At 72.1% G+C, this 16,621-nt stretch carries 12 protein-coding genes; 8 read left to right on the top strand and 4 right to left on the bottom strand.

Annotation, left to right across the window (positions count from 1 at the left end; all coding sequences use genetic code 11):
• Positions 1-94 precede the first annotated feature (94 nt).
• The 3 genes from ACGF2Y_RS25715 to ACGF2Y_RS25705 form a co-directional block, all read right to left on the bottom strand.
• Complete coding sequence (locus ACGF2Y_RS25715) at positions 95-580, bottom strand: hypothetical protein (protein ID WP_392951825.1); 486 nt, start codon at positions 578-580, stop codon at positions 95-97.
• A gap of 126 nt (positions 581-706) precedes the next feature.
• A complete protein-coding gene (locus ACGF2Y_RS25710; protein WP_392951822.1) occupies positions 707-2,782 on the bottom strand; it encodes a sensor histidine kinase in 2,076 nt (691 codons plus the stop codon).
• Positions 2,775-3,500, bottom strand: a complete 726-nt coding sequence (locus ACGF2Y_RS25705; RefSeq protein WP_392951819.1) for a response regulator transcription factor — start codon at positions 3,498-3,500, stop codon at positions 2,775-2,777. The genes ACGF2Y_RS25710 and ACGF2Y_RS25705 overlap by 8 nt, the downstream gene beginning before the upstream one ends.
• Positions 3,501-3,622: 122 nt before the next feature.
• Here ACGF2Y_RS25705 and ACGF2Y_RS25700 point away from each other — a divergent pair, with 122 nt between their 5' ends.
• The 4 genes from ACGF2Y_RS25700 (at position 3,623) to ACGF2Y_RS25685 (ending at position 10,527) form a co-directional block, all read left to right on the top strand.
• Positions 3,623-5,788: a regulator gene (locus ACGF2Y_RS25700; RefSeq protein ID WP_392951817.1), complete on the top strand. Its 2,166-nt coding sequence runs from the start codon at positions 3,623-3,625 to the stop codon at positions 5,786-5,788.
• A 274-nt stretch (positions 5,789-6,062) separates the two neighbouring features.
• Positions 6,063-7,802, top strand: coding sequence for a hypothetical protein (locus tag ACGF2Y_RS25695; protein WP_392951814.1), 1,740 nt, complete (start codon positions 6,063-6,065; stop codon positions 7,800-7,802).
• Positions 7,803-7,975: 173 nt separating this feature from the next.
• Positions 7,976-9,277 (top strand): cytochrome P450, encoded by a 1,302-nt coding sequence (locus ACGF2Y_RS25690; RefSeq protein ID WP_392951811.1) that lies wholly within the window; start codon positions 7,976-7,978, stop codon positions 9,275-9,277.
• Complete coding sequence (locus tag ACGF2Y_RS25685) at positions 9,274-10,527, top strand: cytochrome P450 (RefSeq protein ID WP_392951808.1); 1,254 nt, start codon at positions 9,274-9,276, stop codon at positions 10,525-10,527. The genes ACGF2Y_RS25690 and ACGF2Y_RS25685 overlap by 4 nt, the downstream gene beginning before the upstream one ends.
• Before the next feature lie 574 nt (positions 10,528-11,101).
• Here the strand turns inward: ACGF2Y_RS25685 and ACGF2Y_RS25680 are convergent.
• On the bottom strand, positions 11,102-12,181 hold the full coding sequence (locus tag ACGF2Y_RS25680; RefSeq protein WP_392951955.1) for a serine hydrolase domain-containing protein: 1,080 nt from the start codon (positions 12,179-12,181) through the stop codon (positions 11,102-11,104).
• Between the two features lie 210 nt (positions 12,182-12,391).
• Here ACGF2Y_RS25680 and ACGF2Y_RS25675 point away from each other — a divergent pair, with 210 nt between their 5' ends.
• The 4 genes from ACGF2Y_RS25675 to ACGF2Y_RS25660 all read left to right on the top strand — a co-directional run bounded on the left by ACGF2Y_RS25675 (position 12,392) and on the right by ACGF2Y_RS25660 (position 16,348).
• Positions 12,392-13,051 (top strand): TetR/AcrR family transcriptional regulator, encoded by a 660-nt coding sequence (locus ACGF2Y_RS25675; RefSeq protein WP_392951805.1) that lies wholly within the window; start codon positions 12,392-12,394, stop codon positions 13,049-13,051.
• Between the two features lie 1,021 nt (positions 13,052-14,072).
• Positions 14,073-14,810 (top strand): dienelactone hydrolase family protein, encoded by a 738-nt coding sequence (locus ACGF2Y_RS25670; RefSeq protein ID WP_392951952.1) that lies wholly within the window; start codon positions 14,073-14,075, stop codon positions 14,808-14,810.
• A 595-nt stretch (positions 14,811-15,405) separates the two neighbouring features.
• Positions 15,406-15,570: a hypothetical protein gene (locus ACGF2Y_RS25665; protein WP_392951803.1), complete on the top strand. Its 165-nt coding sequence runs from the start codon at positions 15,406-15,408 to the stop codon at positions 15,568-15,570.
• 205 nt (positions 15,571-15,775) lie between these two features.
• Positions 15,776-16,348 (top strand): hypothetical protein, encoded by a 573-nt coding sequence (locus ACGF2Y_RS25660; protein ID WP_392951800.1) that lies wholly within the window; start codon positions 15,776-15,778, stop codon positions 16,346-16,348.
• Positions 16,349-16,621 lie beyond the last annotated feature (273 nt).

The following is a 16,621-nucleotide window of genomic DNA, read 5'->3' as shown; positions in this document are numbered from 1 at the left end:
GGGCGGGGGCCGGGTGGTGAGGGGCCGGGCGAGCGGGCGTGGCGCCGCCCCGGTGCGGGGCGGCGCCACGGTCAGTGGTGGTGAGCGGTGCGGGTCAGGCGTTGTGCCCGGCCGCCGAGCGGCGGCGCAGCACGAGCGTGCCCGCGCCCGCGAGCAGCGCGGCCCCGGCCACCGAACCGGCCAGCACGGTGGTGCTGTTGTCACCGCTCCCGGCGGGACGTTCACCGGCCGCGACACCGCCGCGCGGGGTCACTGCCGGGGCGGCTTCCTTCGCTGCGGGCGCGGGGCCCTCGCCGGCCGCCACGCCGCCGCGCGGAGTCACCGCCGGGGCGGCTTCCTTCGCTGCGGGTGCCGGGCCCTCGCCGGCTGCCACGCCGCCGCGCGGGGTCACCGCCGGCCGGGCGGCTTCCTTCGGGGCGTCCTTGGCGGCCTCGCTCCGGGACAGGTCGACGACGGCGGGCTCGGACGGCTTCGGGGAGGCGTCGGCGAAGGCGGCGGCGGACGGGACGAGCACCGCACCGGCCGCGACAGCGGCGAGGACGGCGGCACGCAGGGTGAGGCGAGAGGTGAAAGCGGTCATACGGATGGCTCCATTCCATACTCGGCCCCGTGACGGTCCCGGATGCGGGTTCGCACCGGGGACGGGGCATGCCGCCAGGCTGGCGTGGAGATATGAAGAAGCTGTCAGAACGCTGTGGTCATCCCATCAGGGGCAGGGGCAGGGGCAGGGGCCGGACGGTGTCGTTCCGGGCAGCCGCAGGACGAAGGTCGAGCCCTCGCCCTCGGTGCTCGTCGCGTCCACCGTGCCGCCATGGGCCTCGACCAGTTTGCGGACGATGGCCAGGCCCAGGCCGCTGCCTCCCGTGCGGCGGCTGCGGGACTTCTCGGCGCGCCAGAACCGGTCGAAGACGTGCGGGAGATCCTCGGCCGGGATGCCGGAGCCGGTGTCCTTCACCTCGATCACCACCGTCCCGTCACCACCCTCGCCGGAGCCGGAGGGGCCGGAGACGTACGCACGCAGGGTCACCCGCCCGCCCTCCGCTGTGTGCCGTACGGCGTTGGACACCAGGTTGCCCACCGCCTGCCGGAGTCTGACCGGGTCCGCGAGCAGTACCGGGTCCGTGTGGAGGGCCGGATCCGTATGCGGGGCCGGGGCCGGAGCGGTGGCCGCGACGGCGAGGGTGACGCCCGCGCTCTCGGCCCGCGCCTGGTGGGCGGCGGCGACCTGGCTCAGCAGCTCCGGGGCCTCGACGGGTTCGGGATGCAGCCGCAGCACCCCGGCGTCGGCTGCGGCCAGGTCCTGGAGGTCGTCGATGATGTGCTGGAGCAGCACGGCCTCCTCCAGCAACGAGGAGACGAACGCCGGGTCCGGGTCGGCGAGTCCGTCCTGGGCGGCTTCCAGCCAGCCCCGGATGTTGCTCAGCGGGGTGCGCAGCTCATGGGCGACGTCGCTCACCATCGCCTTGCGCTGCTCCTCCAGCCGGGCCCGGTGCGCGGACATGTCGTTGAACGCCGCGGCCAGCCGCCCGACCTCGTCGTCCCCGTGGACGGGCACCGACGCCGGCTGCTCCCCGTCCCGCATGCGCTGCGCGGCACCGGTCAGCGCGTGCAGCGGCCGCACCAGCCGGGCCCCGGCGAACACCGAAGCGCCCACGGTGAGGGCCAGCACGAGCGCCGCCGCGCCGGCGATCCTGGCCGTGTTCGCGGGGGAGAGGTCGAAGCCGGGCAGCGTCGCGCCGCCCTCGTCGCCGATGAAGAGGAGGGCGGGGGAGGCCACGTACGAGCTGAGCTGTTCGCTTCGGGCCGTTCCCACACAGGACGCGATGGCCCGGTCGTTCTCCCCGGTGCGCTCCGGCGTCACGACGGACGGCGCGGTCTCCTTCACCGGGGCGTCGCGCGGCTCCGGCGCGGGCAGCGGCACCAGCGGCCCGGTTTCGCTGGGTATGGGCCCGTCCGGATCGCCCCAGGACAGATCGCTGTTCAGCCGTACGCCCTCGCGGCCCTGGCGTTTCAGGCAGGCGTCGGCCAGCTCGGTGAGCGCGTCGAGCGCCTTCTGTTCCGAACGGGTGGGTGTGTCCAGCGCGGCGAGATCGCAACGGGTGCTCAGCGCGCGTTCGGGATCGTTGCCCACGATCTGCACCCGGGGGCGGCCGCTCGCGCCGACCACCACGTCCGAGGCGATCCCCGCCCGGTTCAGGCATTCCACCTTCGCGTCGGCGGTCCGCCGCAACGCCGTGCTGTCGGCGGCCGACAGCCGGAACGGCCCCACCGCCCGGGGATCGATCCGGTCGGCCGCCGTGCCCTGCCCGTCGGCGCCGCGCGCCGCCAGGACGGTGTCCACGGACAACGGGTCGACCACGGCGGACGCCTGCGGCGGGAGCGCCGGGGCACTCTCCCCGGTGGCGGAGTCGGCGAGCGGCTGCCGGCTCTGCGTGGTGAGGGCGACCCGGCGGCCCGACTCCCGGGCCAGCTCCCGCACCGTCGCACCGACCCCGTCCCAGGTCGGGTTGCGGGCGGCGTAGTCCAGCAGGGTGTCGTAGATCCGGGCGTCCGCGGTGAGGTTCTGCCCCTGCTCCTGCTTGATCGCGCCCGATGTGGTCTGCACGGCGATCCAGGCGGTGGCCGCCACCGAACACGCGGCCACCAGCGCCGAAACGGCGAGCAGCCGCCCCAGCAGGCTCCGACGCAGCGGCAGCCGCGCCCGGTCCGCCGACTCACGCCTACCGCCGCCCCCGCTTCGGCCCCCACTTCCGGTGCCGTCCCCGCCGCGCGCCCTACGCACTCCGGGTGGCCTTCGCCGGGTCGGTGAGCTTGTAGCCGACGCCGAAGACGGTGAGCAGCCGCTCCGGCCGCCGTGGGGCCCGCTCGATCTTCTTCCGCAGGTTCATGACGTGCACATCGACGGTCCGGGCGCTGATGTAGCGGTCGAACCCGTGGAGTTCCTCCAGCAGCCGCTGACGGCTGAACACCCGGTCCGGTGCCGCCGCCAGGGCCGCCAGGATCCGGAACTCGCCCGGGGTGCACTCCACCGTCCCGCCGCCCACCGACACCTCGTGCCGCTCCGGGTCGACCACGAGGGCGCCGACCCGCAGGACGGGGTCCTCGGCCGCCACCGGCTCCGGGGAGACGGGCCGCCGGGTCCGCCGCAGCAGGGTGCGGACGCGGGCCATCAGCTCGCGCGGACTGTAGGGCTTGGTCATGTAGTCGTCGGCGCCGAGGTCGAGACCGAGCAGGAGATCGTCCTCGGTCGAGCGGGCGGTCAGCATCAGCACCGGCAGCTCGCGGCTTTCGGCCCGCAGCACCCGCACCACGTCCAGGCCGTCGGCCCGGGGCATCATCACATCGAGCACGAGCAGGTCGGGCTCCTGGTGCCGGACGGCGTCGAGCGCGGCGAGGCCGTCGCCCACGATCCGTACGGCGTGTCCTTCCCGTTCCAGATAGCGGCGTACGAGCTCGGCCTGCTTCTCGTCGTCCTCGGCAACTATGACGTCTGCGCACACACCCCCGATCGTAGAGCGGCGGGACTACAGTGCGAGGCCGGGGCGGGTTCCGGAACACGGAAGCCGGGAAGGGAACCGGCGTGTTCACCTGCGAGGTGGCCGCACCGGCGGAAGGAGACGGGTTGAACAGCCTCGGTACCGACGGCGGCGGAGCGACGTACAACACGGTGTCGGGGGACGCCGTCATCGTGGGGCCCGTCCTGATGGCGCGGCACATCGAGGGCCTGCGGATGCCGGACAGGGCGCCCGACGTCCCGCCGAGCCAGGGACCCCCGCCCAGCAGGGTGTTCGTCAACCGGACGAAGGAGCTCGCCGGTCTGCGGGACGCCGCCGTGGCCCTGGCCGCCGAACCGGAGCCGGGGATGCTGCTGGTGGTCGGTGTCGGCGGGGTCGGCAAGACGCAGCTCGTCGCCCAGAGCGTGGGACGGGAGCTGAAGGAGCTCTTCCCGGAGGGGCGGCTCTACGTCGACCTGGAGGACCTCCGCCGGGACGGTGCGGTCGATCTCGCCGCCGTCCTCGGCCGGTTCCTGCGCGCCCTCGGGGTCAGTAAGGACTACGTGCCCGGCGGACTCGCCGAATGCACGGCTCTCTACCGCAGCGTCGCCGCCCGCAAGCGGCTGCTCGTGGTGGTGGACAACGCCCAGCACGCTCCGGAGGTCCGGGCGCTCGTGCCACCGAAGGGGCTGCTGGTGGTGACCGGCCGCCGGGCCCTGCCGTCGCTGCTGATGGACGGGGCCGTTGTGATCGGCGTCGAGCCGCTCGACGAGGCGGCGGGGACCGAGCTCGTACGCCGCTGGCATGCGGACGCCGACGAGGAGACGGCCGCGGACGTCGTACGGCTGTGCGCGGGGCACCCTTTGGCGCTGCGGGCCGCGGTGGAGTGGCTGGCGGCGCGGCCGCATCTGACCCTCGACGACGTGGTGCGTGATCTGACGGCCGCCGGGCGGTACGACACGGACGGCGACGGCGTCGGCGTGCAGGGGGCGAGGGGAGCGGCCATGGGCGCGAGTGGGGGACCTCGGGAGGGCGGCGTGGGCGAGGCGGTCGACACCGTACTGGACTCGGTGGTCGCCGAGGTGTCCGAGCACACCCGGCATCTCTACGACCTCCTCGGTATCCTGCCCGGCACGACGGTGACGACGGATCTGCTGCGGGCCACGGGCGCCGTCCGGGTCGACGACGCGCTCGGCGAACTCGTCTCGTCCCGGCTCGCGGTCCTGGTGGAGTCGCCGGACCGGCCCCGCCGCTGCCGGCTGCACGATGTGGTGCGGGCCCACGCCCGGCTGCGTGCGCGGGCGCTGCCCGAGGACAGGCGGCGGTCCGTCCTGCGGCTCGCCGTGGACTTCTACCGGGACTCGGCGGCGCACGCGGACGCGCTGGTGCTCGGTGACCGGTTCAGGATCCAACCGCCGCCGGGCCGGACCCTGGCCGAACTCTCCGCGAGGGAACCGCTGTTCGTGGGCCGGCCGGACGCGCTGGACTGGCTGGACGCCGAACGCGTCAACCTGGAGAACATCGTCCGCACCGCTGCGGAGCACGAGTGGTACGAGGACGTGTGGCGGCTGTGCGAGTCGCTGTGGGCGCTCTACCACAGCCGTAAACACCTCGCCGACTGTGTCGCGACCGGCCGGCTGGGCATCGAGGCGGCCCAGCACGAGGCCCGTTCCGACGTGGAGATCCGGATGCGGAACCAGGTCGCCCGTGCCGCGTACGAGCAGGGCGACCTCGACCACGCGGACGCCGAACTGGCCGCCGCCACGGACCTGCTCGGCCTGGCCGCTGACCCACGGCTGAGCGGCGTCGTGTGGGAGACCCGCGGTCTGATCGCGCTGGCTCGCGACCGGCCGGGAGAGGCCCGGGAGCTGTTCGAACGAGCGCTGGAGGCCAACCGGGCGGTGCCGGACGCGCACGGCGTCGTCGTGCAGAGCTACAACGTCGGGCAGGCGCTGGTGGCAGGTGGGCAGTGGGCCGCGGCTCTCGGCGTACTGGACGAAGCCGCCGGCGTCGCCCGGGTCACCGGCGACGACCCCATGCTGCCGAGGATCGACCTGGTCCGGGCCCGCGCCTTCGCCGGACTCGGGGAGCTGGGCCGGGCGGTGGCCGCGGCGGGCTCCGCGGCCGAAGGCTCCGCGGAACTCAAGCAGCTGGCCAAGCTCGACCAGGCGCTCGCCCTGCTGGTCTCGCTGGCCGATCGGACCGAGGACGAGCCACTGCGGGCCGCGTGCGAGGAGAAACTGCGGGCGCTGCGGCAGGCGATGGGCCTGAAGCCACCGGACGGCACGGGCTGATGGGGCTGACGCCACGGGACGGCACGGGCTGACACCAGGGCCCCGGTACTCCGGCCCCGGTACTCCGGCCCCGGTACTCCAGCATCCGGCCCTCGGCCCTCCGGCCCCGCTCCGGCACTCCGGCCCTCGGTACTCCGGCCGGGCCGGTTCTGGTGGGTCGGCCGGAGTCCCGCTGTCCTGCCGTCCCGCCAACCCCGCCCTCCACTCGCCGGTCCCCTTACCCTCCCGTCCTCGTTCCTTTCCTTCTTCCTTTCCTCTCCATCTTCCCGGAGCCATGTTGTCCTCGGTGTCATCGCTGCTGAGCCGCCCGTCCAGCTGGTTCCGTCGTTCCGGCCGGTCGGCCCCGTCCCGCTGGAACACCTGGGATCCGCCGAGGGCCGAGGTGCTCGGAGTGGCCCGGACGCTCACGTCCGCCACCCGGGTGATGGACGTGATGCATCTGCTGCGGAGCGAGGACGGCATCGAGAAGTACTACACGGTCAATCCGGGATCGGCGTTCGCGGACGGACTCGACTCCTATCTGTCCGGCCTCGGGATCCATGTGCTGAGCTGGGAGGAGGCGACCCGGCGCTCCTTCGACCTGGCCGTGAGCTGTTCGGTGCATCCGACGATGCGCCGGCTCGACGCCCCGCTGATGGTGCTGCCGCACGGCGCCGGGTACAACCGCCTCGTCACCGAGTCGACAGGCGACGCCCTCGCCCCCGCCGGGCTGTCGCGGCGGGAGCTGATGTGGCGCGGGAAGGTGGTACCGAAGGCGATCGGCGTCTCCCACCAGGGGCAGATCGACCGGCTCGCCGAGACCTGTCCCGAGGCGGTGCCGTACGCCCTGACCGTCGGCGACTGGTGCTTCCAGCGCATCATCGCGAGCATGCCCCACCGGGACCGGTACCGCTCCGGGCTCGGCGCGGTCGACGGGCGGCGGCTGGTCGTCATCCACTCCACCTGGAGCGAGCACTCGCTGCTCGGGCGGCATCCGGAGCTGCCGTTGCGGCTGGTCACCTCGCTCCCGGCCGACGAGTTCGCCGTCGCGGCCGTCTTCCACCCCAACGTGTGGGCCCGGCACACCCGCGCCGGAGTGCTGGAGCGGCTCGGCGCCGCGATGGACGCCGGGCTCATGATCATTCCGCCTCAGGAGGGCTGGCGGGCCGCCGTGGTGGCCAGCGACTGGGTGGTCGGCGATCACGGCAGTACCTCGTTCTACTCGGCTGCCGCGGACCGCGTCACGATGCTCGCGGCCACCGGCCTCGACGAGCTGGACCCCCTTTCTCCCGCCGCCGCGTTCGGACGGGGCGCGCCGCGGCTGGATCCCGACGGGGATGTCCACGCGCAGCTGCTGGACGCGGCGCGCCGGCACGACCCGGCAGCACTGAGGCCCGTGGTCGACGGGCAGCTCGCGTCGGTCGACACCTCCGGTGAGGTGACGCGGGCCCGGATGTACGCGTTCCTCGCCCGGCGCGGGGTCCGGGTGCCCCGGGAGGCGCCGCGGCCCGTTGCCGTACCGGCACCCGAACCGGTGCGCCGGGCACCGGTCACGGCGTACGACGTGACGGGGACCCACGATGCGTGGGGCACCGTCGAGGTCCAGCGGCGCCCTCTTGTCGCGGGCTACCACACGCGGGCTCTTGGTTTCTACGCCGTCACCACCGAGGAGAACCACCCCCACTGGCCGCACGCCGCGGAGGTGCTGGCCCGTACGGTCGCGGACGCGGAGGTGGCCGCGCTCGACTGGATCGCGGACGCGGCCCTGCGTCACGAGAACCTCAACGTGCTGGTCGCCCGGCTGGACGAGACCCGCTGTCTCGTCCAGCTGCGCGGCGGGCGGCAGCTGGAGGCCCGCGCCGGACGCGCCTGGGGCGCCCGGCGGCCCGCGCTCGATCCGGTGCTCCTGGGCTCGGCCGTCAATCTGTGGCTGACCGACCTGGAGCGGTCGAAGGACCTGACGGACGGCCTGACGGTCCGCACCGGACGGTGGAGCGTCCACGTGGCGTTCACCCCGCCGCTGTCGGCCTTGTGATCAAAGGTGTGCAGATGTCATAGGGGTAAAGAGGGAAAGCGAGACCGAATCGCTCGGAGATCGGGCGGAAATGAGCGGGAAGGGCTCCAGCGGCTCACGCAACCTCCTTATAGTGGTGCCGCGTTGATCGTATGGTCACAACGCGCGAAGCCGCCGCCACTGGAGTCCGTACGATGACGAACCCCTCGTCCGCCACGCCCGCGTCCACGGCCGGTGCAGGCGGAGGCTGCCCCATGGGCGCCGGTACGGGGGCCGTCGTGCTCGGCGGCCCCGGCTTCCCCACCGAACCGCAGGTGCTCTACCGGTCCATGCGGCACGAGCACGGGCCCGTCGTCCCGGTCGAGCTGCCCGGCGGCTTTCCCGCCTGGCTGGTGATCGGCTACCGGGAGCTCCACCAGGTCACCAGCGACGGGGAGCTGTACCCCCGGGACGTCTCGCTGTGGAACCAGTGGCAGAACATCCCCGCCGACTGGCCGCTGCTGCCCATGGTGGGGACGCCCATGCCGTCCATCTACTTCACCGCCGGGGCCGAGCACCGCCGGCACGCCGACATGGTCGTACCGGCCCTCGAAGGAGCCGACCCCTTCGAGATCCGGAAGCACTGCGAACAGCTGGCCGACCGGCTCATCGACGCCGTGTGCAGCCGGGGCACCGCCGACCTCGTCGCCGAGTTCGCCGAGCCGCTGCCCGTCCTCGTACTCGCCCGGCTCGTCGGCTTCCCCGACGACGAAGGCGCCGATATCGCCCGGGTGCTCAAGGACCTCGCCGACGGCGGGCCCGGGGCCCAGAAGGCGCACCTGCGCTTCGGCGAGCACATGCACCGGCTCGTCGCGGCCAAGCGGGCGCGGCCCGGGGACGACGTGACCTCCCGGATGCTCGCCCACCCCGAACCCTTCACCGACGAGGAGTACGCGCTCGACCTGATGGCCATCACGGCGGCCGGGCACCTGACCACCGCCGACTGGATCGGCAACTCCACCCGGCTGATGCTCACCGAGGACCAGTTCGCCGACGCCCTGTCCGGCGGCCGGCACAGTGTCGCCGAGGCCATGAACGAAGTGCTCTGGGAGGACGGCCCCACCCAGATCCTGGCCGGTCGGTGGGCCGCGCGCGACGCCCGGCTCGGCGGACGGGACATCGCCCGCGGCGACCTGCTGCTCCTCGGCCTCGGCGCGGCCAACGCCGACCCCCACATCCGGCAGCAGGTCACCGCCTCCGCCGTCCGCTCCGGGCAGGGCGGCAACCACGCGCACCTGGCGTTCAGCCACGGCGAGTACCGCTGCCCCTTCCCCGCCCAGGAGATCGCCGAGATCATCGCCCGTACCGGCATCGAGGTGCTGCTGGACCGGCTGCCCGACCTCGAACTGGCCGTCCCCGCAGCCGAACTGGTCCGCCGGCCGTCCGCCTTCCTGCGCGGGATGACCGCGCTGCCCGTCCGCTTCACCCCCGTACGTACGACAGGAGACGCGTTGTGAACTGCCCGCACGCCGAAGCCGCACCGGCAGACCGGAGCGCCGGGACCGTCACCATCGACCCCATGGTCCAGGATCTGGACGGCGAGACCGCACGGCTGCGCGACGCCGGGGTCCTCGCCCGGATCGACCTGCTCGGCGTTCCGGCCTGGACGGTCACCCGGCACGCCGAGGCACGCCAACTCCTGGTCGACCCGCGGCTGGTGAAGGACATCGACGCCTGGGCGCTGTGGCGGAGCGGGGAGGTCACGCACGCATGGCCGCTGATCGGCATGATCGACGCCGGACGTTCCATGTTCACCGTCGACGGGCCCGAGCACCGGCGGCTGCGCACCAAGACCTCGCAGGCGCTCACCCCGCGCCGGCTGGAGGCGATCCGCCCCGAGATCGAGAAGTTCACCGAGGAACTGCTGGACGCCCTCGACGCCGCGCGGGGTGAGGACGGGGTCGTCGACCTGAAGGCGGTGTTCGCCCAGCCGCTGCCGATGCGGGTCGTCGGCATGCTCATGGGCGTCGACGAGTCCCGGCACGCCATGCTCACCCAGCAGTACAAGGCGTTCTTCTCCATGCTCACCCCGCAGGACGAACGCCTGGCGCTGCTGGCAGAGTTGGACGTCTTCTACACCGACCTCGTACGGGAGAGGGCCGCCCGGCCCACGGACGACCTCACCAGTGCGCTGCTCCTGGCCGAGGAGGGTGGCGAGCCGCTCACCGAGGAGGAGGTGGTCGGCAACCTCAAGGCCATGGTCGCCGCCGGGCACGAGACCACCATCGGTCTCATCCTCAACGCTGTGCGCGCGCTGCTTTCCCACCCCGACCAGCTGCGCACGGTGCTCGCGGGGGAGGCCGGCTGGGACGCGGTGATCGAGGAGACGCTGCGCTGGGACACCCCCACCACCCACCTGCTGATGCGGTTCGCCACCGAGGACATCGCCGTCGGCGACGGCGTGATCCGGAAGGGCGAAGGAGTCGTCATCTCCTACCGGGCCATCGGCCGCGACCCCGAGCAGCACGGCCCCGACGCCGACGTCTTCGACATCACCCGGCCGACGCGGGGCCGCCACATGACCTTCGGCCACGGCCCGCACATCTGCCCCGGCGCGGCTCTGTCGCGCCTTGAGGCGGGCATCGCGCTGCCCGCCCTGTTCGCCCGCTTCCCCGGACTCCGCCTCGCCATCCCGGACGAGGAGATCATCAACCTTCCGGTGATGACGCAGAACGACCTGGCCGCCTTCCCGGTCCTCCTGGGCTGACAGCAGAGCCGGTGGGCCGGGGGAGGGGCGTACGCCATCGGGACCGGGGTTCCTGGCGCTCGCGCCGCACCGCTCCGGGGTGTCTCGTCGATGTCTTGTCGGTGCCTCGTCGATCATGGCCGGGGGCTTCACGACGTCTGGCACGACGCCTCGCGGCGTTGGCGAATCGCCCGAATCACTCTGCCGGCACGGCCTGGTTCAGCACCGGACCTCGCGCGGGTCCTGGTCGATGGGCTGCCCCTGATCGACTGCTCGACTGCGTGAAGGACCGGGCGGGGTCAGTGGTTCGAGTTTCGTGGACGCGGCGGAGCTACCGGAGCGGTCCTCGCTCGTCAACGTGGACAGTGGGCTCCGACAAGAACACGTCGGCACCGCGAGCGCGACGTCCTGGACGAGGACGTCGCCCGCGTCTCCCCGCTCAAGCAGGTGCAACTCAACGTGCTCGGCCGCCACCGCTTCCGCGCCTCCATCCCGGTCGACGGCGGGCTGCGCCCCGCTGCGCGACCCTGGTGCGGGCGGTCTCGACGAGGACGAAGAGGGATGAGAGCAGCCGACGGGTCAACAGGCGGCCCGGTCAGCCGTACATCGCCACGCGGTAAAGAGCCGCAAGCGCGTCGTCGATGGGGTGGTGCTGCGGCTTGCCGGAGGAGTCGAGCCTGTTCCACCTCTGCAGGTTCACCGCGACAGACATCTGCCGCTTGCCGTCGGCACGGGTCATGGCTAGCGCCCCACTACCCCAGACCGTGCCGCCATGGCCCCAGAAGGTGCCCTGACCGGGACCCTCCATCGGGTGCAGGCCGAGACCGTAGTCGATCGTCCTTCCCTCTTGGGAGATGACCGGGACGGTGCGTTGCATCTGCGCCAGCGACGGCTGACTGACGATCTCTCCGGCCAGCAGCATGCCGAAGAAGCGGTTGAGGTCCGTGACGGTCGATATCAGCGAGGCTGACGGCCCCACCCATGACATGTCGTAGACGCTGTAGTCGCGCGGTGGGTCGATCATGCCGAACCACGCCTCGTAGAGCTGCGAGTGCGGCCCGTTCACGTACGGTCCGGCGGGGAGTTCGGTGTCCCGGAGCCCGGCGCGCTCGATGACGTGCTGGGTGATGTACCGCTCGGCCGTAGTGCCGGTCACCTGTTCCAGGAGTTCGCCAAGGAGCAGGTAGTTGGTGTTGGAGTACACCCCCGGAGCACCGCCCGGAGTGCCGACGGCAGGTGCGGTGACCCCCATCCCGATCAGTTCAGCGGGGTCGAACTGCGTGAGCCGGTGGTCGTCCAGGCTCTGGGGTCCGGTGTCCGCCAGGGCGGGGAACGCTTTGAGGGAGGGGTAGGCGTACGGGAGATACTCGGCGAGGCCGCTGGTGTGGTTGATCAGCATCCGGACCGTGATCGCGGCACCGAGTTCTCCGGGAATCAGCTTCGGAAGGTGCCGGCCGATCGGTGTGTCGAGACCGATCTGACCGCTCTCGACCTGCTGCAGAACCGCGGCAGCGGTGAAGGTCTTGGTGATGCTGCCGACTCGGTGCCGCATGTTGGCGGTGACGGGACGACTGGTGGCGACATCGGCGACCCCAGCAGCGCCGCGCCAGACCTGGTCGCCGTCTCGCACCTCGGCGAACAGGCCCGGCATACCGGCGCGGTGGACGTTCCCCATGGCGGCGTTCAGTGCCGCGCAATCCAGTGAGCTCTTCACGTCATTAGTCCTTTCGCCTTCCCCGGGGTGAGCTCCGCAACGGTCGCTGACCCGGACAACAGGGCACGAGTGGCATGGCGACCCGCCCGGCACGCTCTTGCCCTCATTATGCACGCAGTGCGCGCAACGCCAAGTGCATAGGTTAGGCTGAGATCTGGCGAGAGGAGCAAGATGGCAGGCCGAAGGCGTTGGTCAACCGAAGAGATCCTGGACACGGCGGCGGAACTGCTGCGCACGAGCGACGCGGATTCGTTCAGCGTGCGCAAGCTGGCCGCGACCCTCGGGACCGATTCCTCCAGCCTCTACCGGCACTTCCGCAGCAAGACCGAGCTGCTGCGCGCGGTCGCTGACCGGATCCTCCTGGCTGCAATGGACGGCTACCGCCCCGAGGGCGACTGGAAGCAGCGCATCACATCCCTGGCCCTGCGCGTGAGAGAGGCCTTCGGCCAGCAGCCTCAGCTCGCCGCGGTCTGGGGACGCTACGCATCAAGCGGCACCGGTTCCCGACTGGTCATGGAAGAGGTGCTGCAGGCTCTGCGCGCGTCGGGGCTGCCCGACGAGGAGATCCCGGCGCGCTACCATCGGATCGCGGTCCTCATCGCCGCTTTGATCGCCTCCGAGGCCGGGGTCAGTACCGTCACCTCCGGTGAGTACGAACAAGGCATGGAGCTGTTCCGCGTGGCGGTTCTGGGCGCCGACCCCGAACGCTTCCCGGCTCTGGCCCACTTCGCCCGCGACGTCCGTCCCCTCGGGGCGGATCGCCGCGCTGCGTTCGAAGAGATCCTCGCCGCCCACCTCGCCCACATCGAGGCCGCAATCTGCCCGAGCTAGTTGACCGGCTCAGGGTGTCGCAAACGATCGAATGACGACAGGCGCGACGGGTGTCCAATGAACCCGGACCATCCGGGGCGCCGAGGCAGCGCCGATCCAATCAGATCCGATGCTGATTGATGGCTAGGTTTGACGACCGACAGGGTCCGCTCCTCCGTACGGGAGGGGCCCCGATGGCGAACTTGGTCTACAAGCGGGTCTCGACCGACCAGCAGTCGACTGGCCGGCAGACTGGTCCTGGGCGGCCGGGTCGAGGACTCGATCCCGTTCGAGGAAAAATCCGGTATTCCCAGCCGCCTCCACCCGCTCCAGCGCCCGAAGTTCGGGCCGTTCCCTTACCGCCCTGGCTCGCAAGCACTGCGTCAGCCACGGTGCCATCCGCACGGCCGTCGCCGACTTATGCCCGAGCGCGCCGCTGAACTGAAGCCCGCCGAGCGGGACGCGCTCGACCAGGGCGTGACCGTACGGCATGGCCAGGGCTACACGCTGCGCGTCACCGCCGCGTTCGGTCCACCGCGTACTCCTCGGCCGCTGCCAACCGCTCGACGGCACCTCAGCTGCCCGGGTTCTCGACCTTCGACAAGATGGCCTCGAAGATCCGCACCGAGTGAACGCGTCGATCTGCACTGGTATCCACGACCGCATGAGCGCTGCCCAGCGGGCGGGGCTCATGCGGCTGCTGGAGGAGCGTGACAGCGACGGGACGACGCTGTTCAACCGGCTGAAGAAGCCTGCCAAGGGCCCGACCTGGTCGCACTTCAAGAACCTGACCAAGCGTCTGGAATGGCTGGACGAGCTGGGCGGGACCGATGTGTGGATGGGGGGAGTCGCCGCGGGGAAGGTCACCGACTTCGCCGGGAGGCGGACGCGACGGATGCCTCGGAGCTGCCGGACTTCGTCCCCGTCAAGCGATCGCGCTGGTCGCGCCCTTGGCGCACAAGGCGCGGATCCGGGTGCGGGACGACCTGGCGACGATGTTCTGCAAGCGCGGGCTCGACGATCATCACTACAGTCCAGTCCTATGACGACGATTACGACGCGTACGGTCGAGTATCCGGCCGACGGTTTGACGATGATCGGGCACCTCGCGCTCCCGGCCGGTGTCGACCGCCGGCCCGCGGTGCTGCTCGGACCAGAGGGCATGGGGCTCAGCGACGTCGAGCGTCGCCGGGCCGATGCTCTCGCCGAGCTGGGATACGTAGCGCTGGCCTTCGACCTTCACGGCGGGCGCTATTTGGGCGACCCCGAGGAGATGCTGGCCCGTTGCCTGCCGCTGCTCGCCGATCCCGACCGGATGCGGGGCATCGGGCATGCGGCGCTCGACGTGTTGCGCACCGAACCGCGGACCGACCCCGACCGGATCGCCGCCGTCGGCTACGGCACCGGGGGCGCCGTCGGGCTGGAACTCGGGCGCGACGGCGTCAGCCTGCGCGCGATCGGGACAGTCAACGCAACTACCACGGGCCGACCGGGCGAGGCGGCGCGCATTCGCTGCCCGGTGTGGGCCGGGGTCGGGTCGGAAGACCCGATCATGCCGCCCGCGCAACGGAACGCGTTCACCGCTGAGATGCAGGCCGCGGGCGTCGACTGGCGCCTCACGGTCTACGGCGGCGCCTTGCACGCCTTCCACCACCCACCGGTCGACCACCCCGTGGTCCCCGGCGTCGGCTACCACCCACAGCACGCGCAGCGAGCCTGGCGCGACATCGTCGACCTGCTCACCGAGTGCCTGCCCATGAAGGAGGATCTGGGGGCATGATCCAGTCGAACACGCTGACGCCGGGCCTGGTCGGCGTCGGGCACTGACAGCCACCTCCCCTCAAGTCCGCGCAGCAGAACCGGATTGGGGCAGATGATCGATCGCGGAAGCGTATTCACAACTGCCGCAGTAAATATCGGATTTACCGCGGCAGAGTCCCTACTGCGATCATCGCGACCTGCCGGGGCGAGGTGTACGCATTTACTGCGGCAGCGCCCGGAAGGGCGGGACGCCGTGACGATCGAACCGGTGACCGAAGTCGGGAGCGGGGGCGCGGTCCGCCTGCCGCGCGCCCGGATCGTGCCGCCGGCTGAGCCGGCGGCGGCGCGGGCGGACGTGATGGACGCCGACACTGTCAACCGGGAGCTGTCCATCGTGCGCAAGGCGATCGGCTGGTGGCAGCGCCAGGGCTGGATCGAAGGCGATCCCGCATTCGGCATCGAGCGGCGGCGGGTGCCTCCGGACCGCACCGAGGCCCTGGCCGAGAGCCAGATCGCCGCCCTGTGGCGCCTCGGCGTTGCCCTGCGGGAGAAGACGCAGTGGAAGATGCTCTACGAGTCCGCCGCACGGGCCCGACGAGGTGCAGTGCCTCAACGTGGAAGACCTCTGCCCGCAGGACAAGCGCGGCAGGATCACCGCCAAGGGCGGGGCGACCGAGTGGATTCACTGGCAGTCCGGCACCGCCCAGCTCCTGCCCCGGCTCATCGCCCGCCGCACCCGAGGCCCGCTGTTCCTCACCGACCGCAAGGCCCCGGCGTGAACACCGACGCTCGACGTGTGCCCGGAGACCGGGCGGGCCCGGCTCTCCTACCGCCGCGCTGAGGAGGTCTTCGAGGACAACACCAGGCTCCTGGCCAACCCCCTCGCCTCACCCGACGACGTCGAGGACCTGGACGGCTGGACGCTTCACCGGCTCCGGCACATTGCCCTGACGCACGACGCGGAGAACGGCACCCCCAGACCCGATGCTGCCGGCCCGCTCCCGCCACGCCTCCGTCCGCTCCCTGGAGCGATACGCCCGCCCCGGCGTCGACTCGGTCGCCCTGCGCGTCGCCGGATTCCGGCGGGACCGGATCGGCGACCGGGCGGCCGATCCGCTGGACCCTGCGCCCTTCCGGTTCGTGCTCCGCCGTGTCCAGACCCGTATGGTCCTGCGGAGTCCAGGCCCGTACGTCCTGCGGACCCTGGCGGGCCCGTGCCGCGCTCACCGCGCTCACCGGGCCCGGCCGCCCGGTCGAGTGGCGGGTGTGCGGGTGTGCGGGTGTGCCATCCGCGCTGTGCGGACGAGGGGCGCGCCGGGCCGGTCGCGGCGCTGCGCTCCGGTGCCCCGCCGCCGCCCGGGGGCAGCGGCCCCGCCTGGTCTCGGCCGCGAGCGCACCCACCGGCAGGACGTACGGGGCGCGCTCCACCATCGCCCGGACATCGCGCCGGGTCCGGCGAGCCGCGCCGACGTCCTACCGGTCCGCGACGAGGCCGGAGCGGCTCGGGAGGCGTACGCCTGGCGCGGTGTCCGCCGCCCCGGGAGACCCCGCATCTGATCATCGGCCGACCGCTGACGCCCACCGCGCTCCATCCTGGCAACCAGCAACCAGCAACCAGCAACCAGCAACCAGCAACCAGCAACCAGCAACCAGCAACCAGCAACCAGCAACCAGCGGCTCCTGGCCCGCCCGGCGCGGCCCGTCCGGGCAGTCTGGCGGCGCCGGCGCGCGCCGTCCGCGACGGCTCTCCGAGCCCCTCCCACTCGCCCTCATCGTCCTCCCCATCGTCCTCCTCATCACCCTCCCCACGTGAGCCGCGTCACTCTGAGT

Origin of the sequence: Streptomyces sp. NPDC048142, assembly GCF_043202835.1 — a bacterium.
Lineage (GTDB): Bacteria > Actinomycetota > Actinomycetes > Streptomycetales > Streptomycetaceae > Streptomyces.
Note: the sequence above shows the minus strand (reverse complement) of the source record. Positions and strands in the feature narration are given on the sequence as shown.

What these genes read in the sequence shown, in the direction of transcription:
- ACGF2Y_RS25715 (WP_392951825.1), bottom strand. Translation starts at nt 580, where the DNA reads ATGACCGCTTTCACCTCTCGCCTCACCCTGCGTGCCGCCGTCCTCGCC.
- ACGF2Y_RS25695 (WP_392951814.1), top strand. Translation starts at nt 6,063, where the DNA reads ATGTTGTCCTCGGTGTCATCGCTGCTGAGCCGCCCGTCCAGCTGGTTC.
- ACGF2Y_RS25690 (WP_392951811.1), top strand. Translation starts at nt 7,976, where the DNA reads ATGACGAACCCCTCGTCCGCCACGCCCGCGTCCACGGCCGGTGCAGGC.
- ACGF2Y_RS25680 (WP_392951955.1), bottom strand. Translation starts at nt 12,181, where the DNA reads ATGGGGAACGTCCACCGCGCCGGTATGCCGGGCCTGTTCGCCGAGGTG.
- ACGF2Y_RS25675 (WP_392951805.1), top strand. Translation starts at nt 12,392, where the DNA reads ATGGCAGGCCGAAGGCGTTGGTCAACCGAAGAGATCCTGGACACGGCG.
- ACGF2Y_RS25670 (WP_392951952.1), top strand. Translation starts at nt 14,073, where the DNA reads ATGACGACGATTACGACGCGTACGGTCGAGTATCCGGCCGACGGTTTG.
- ACGF2Y_RS25660 (WP_392951800.1), top strand. Translation starts at nt 15,776, where the DNA reads ATGCTGCCGGCCCGCTCCCGCCACGCCTCCGTCCGCTCCCTGGAGCGA.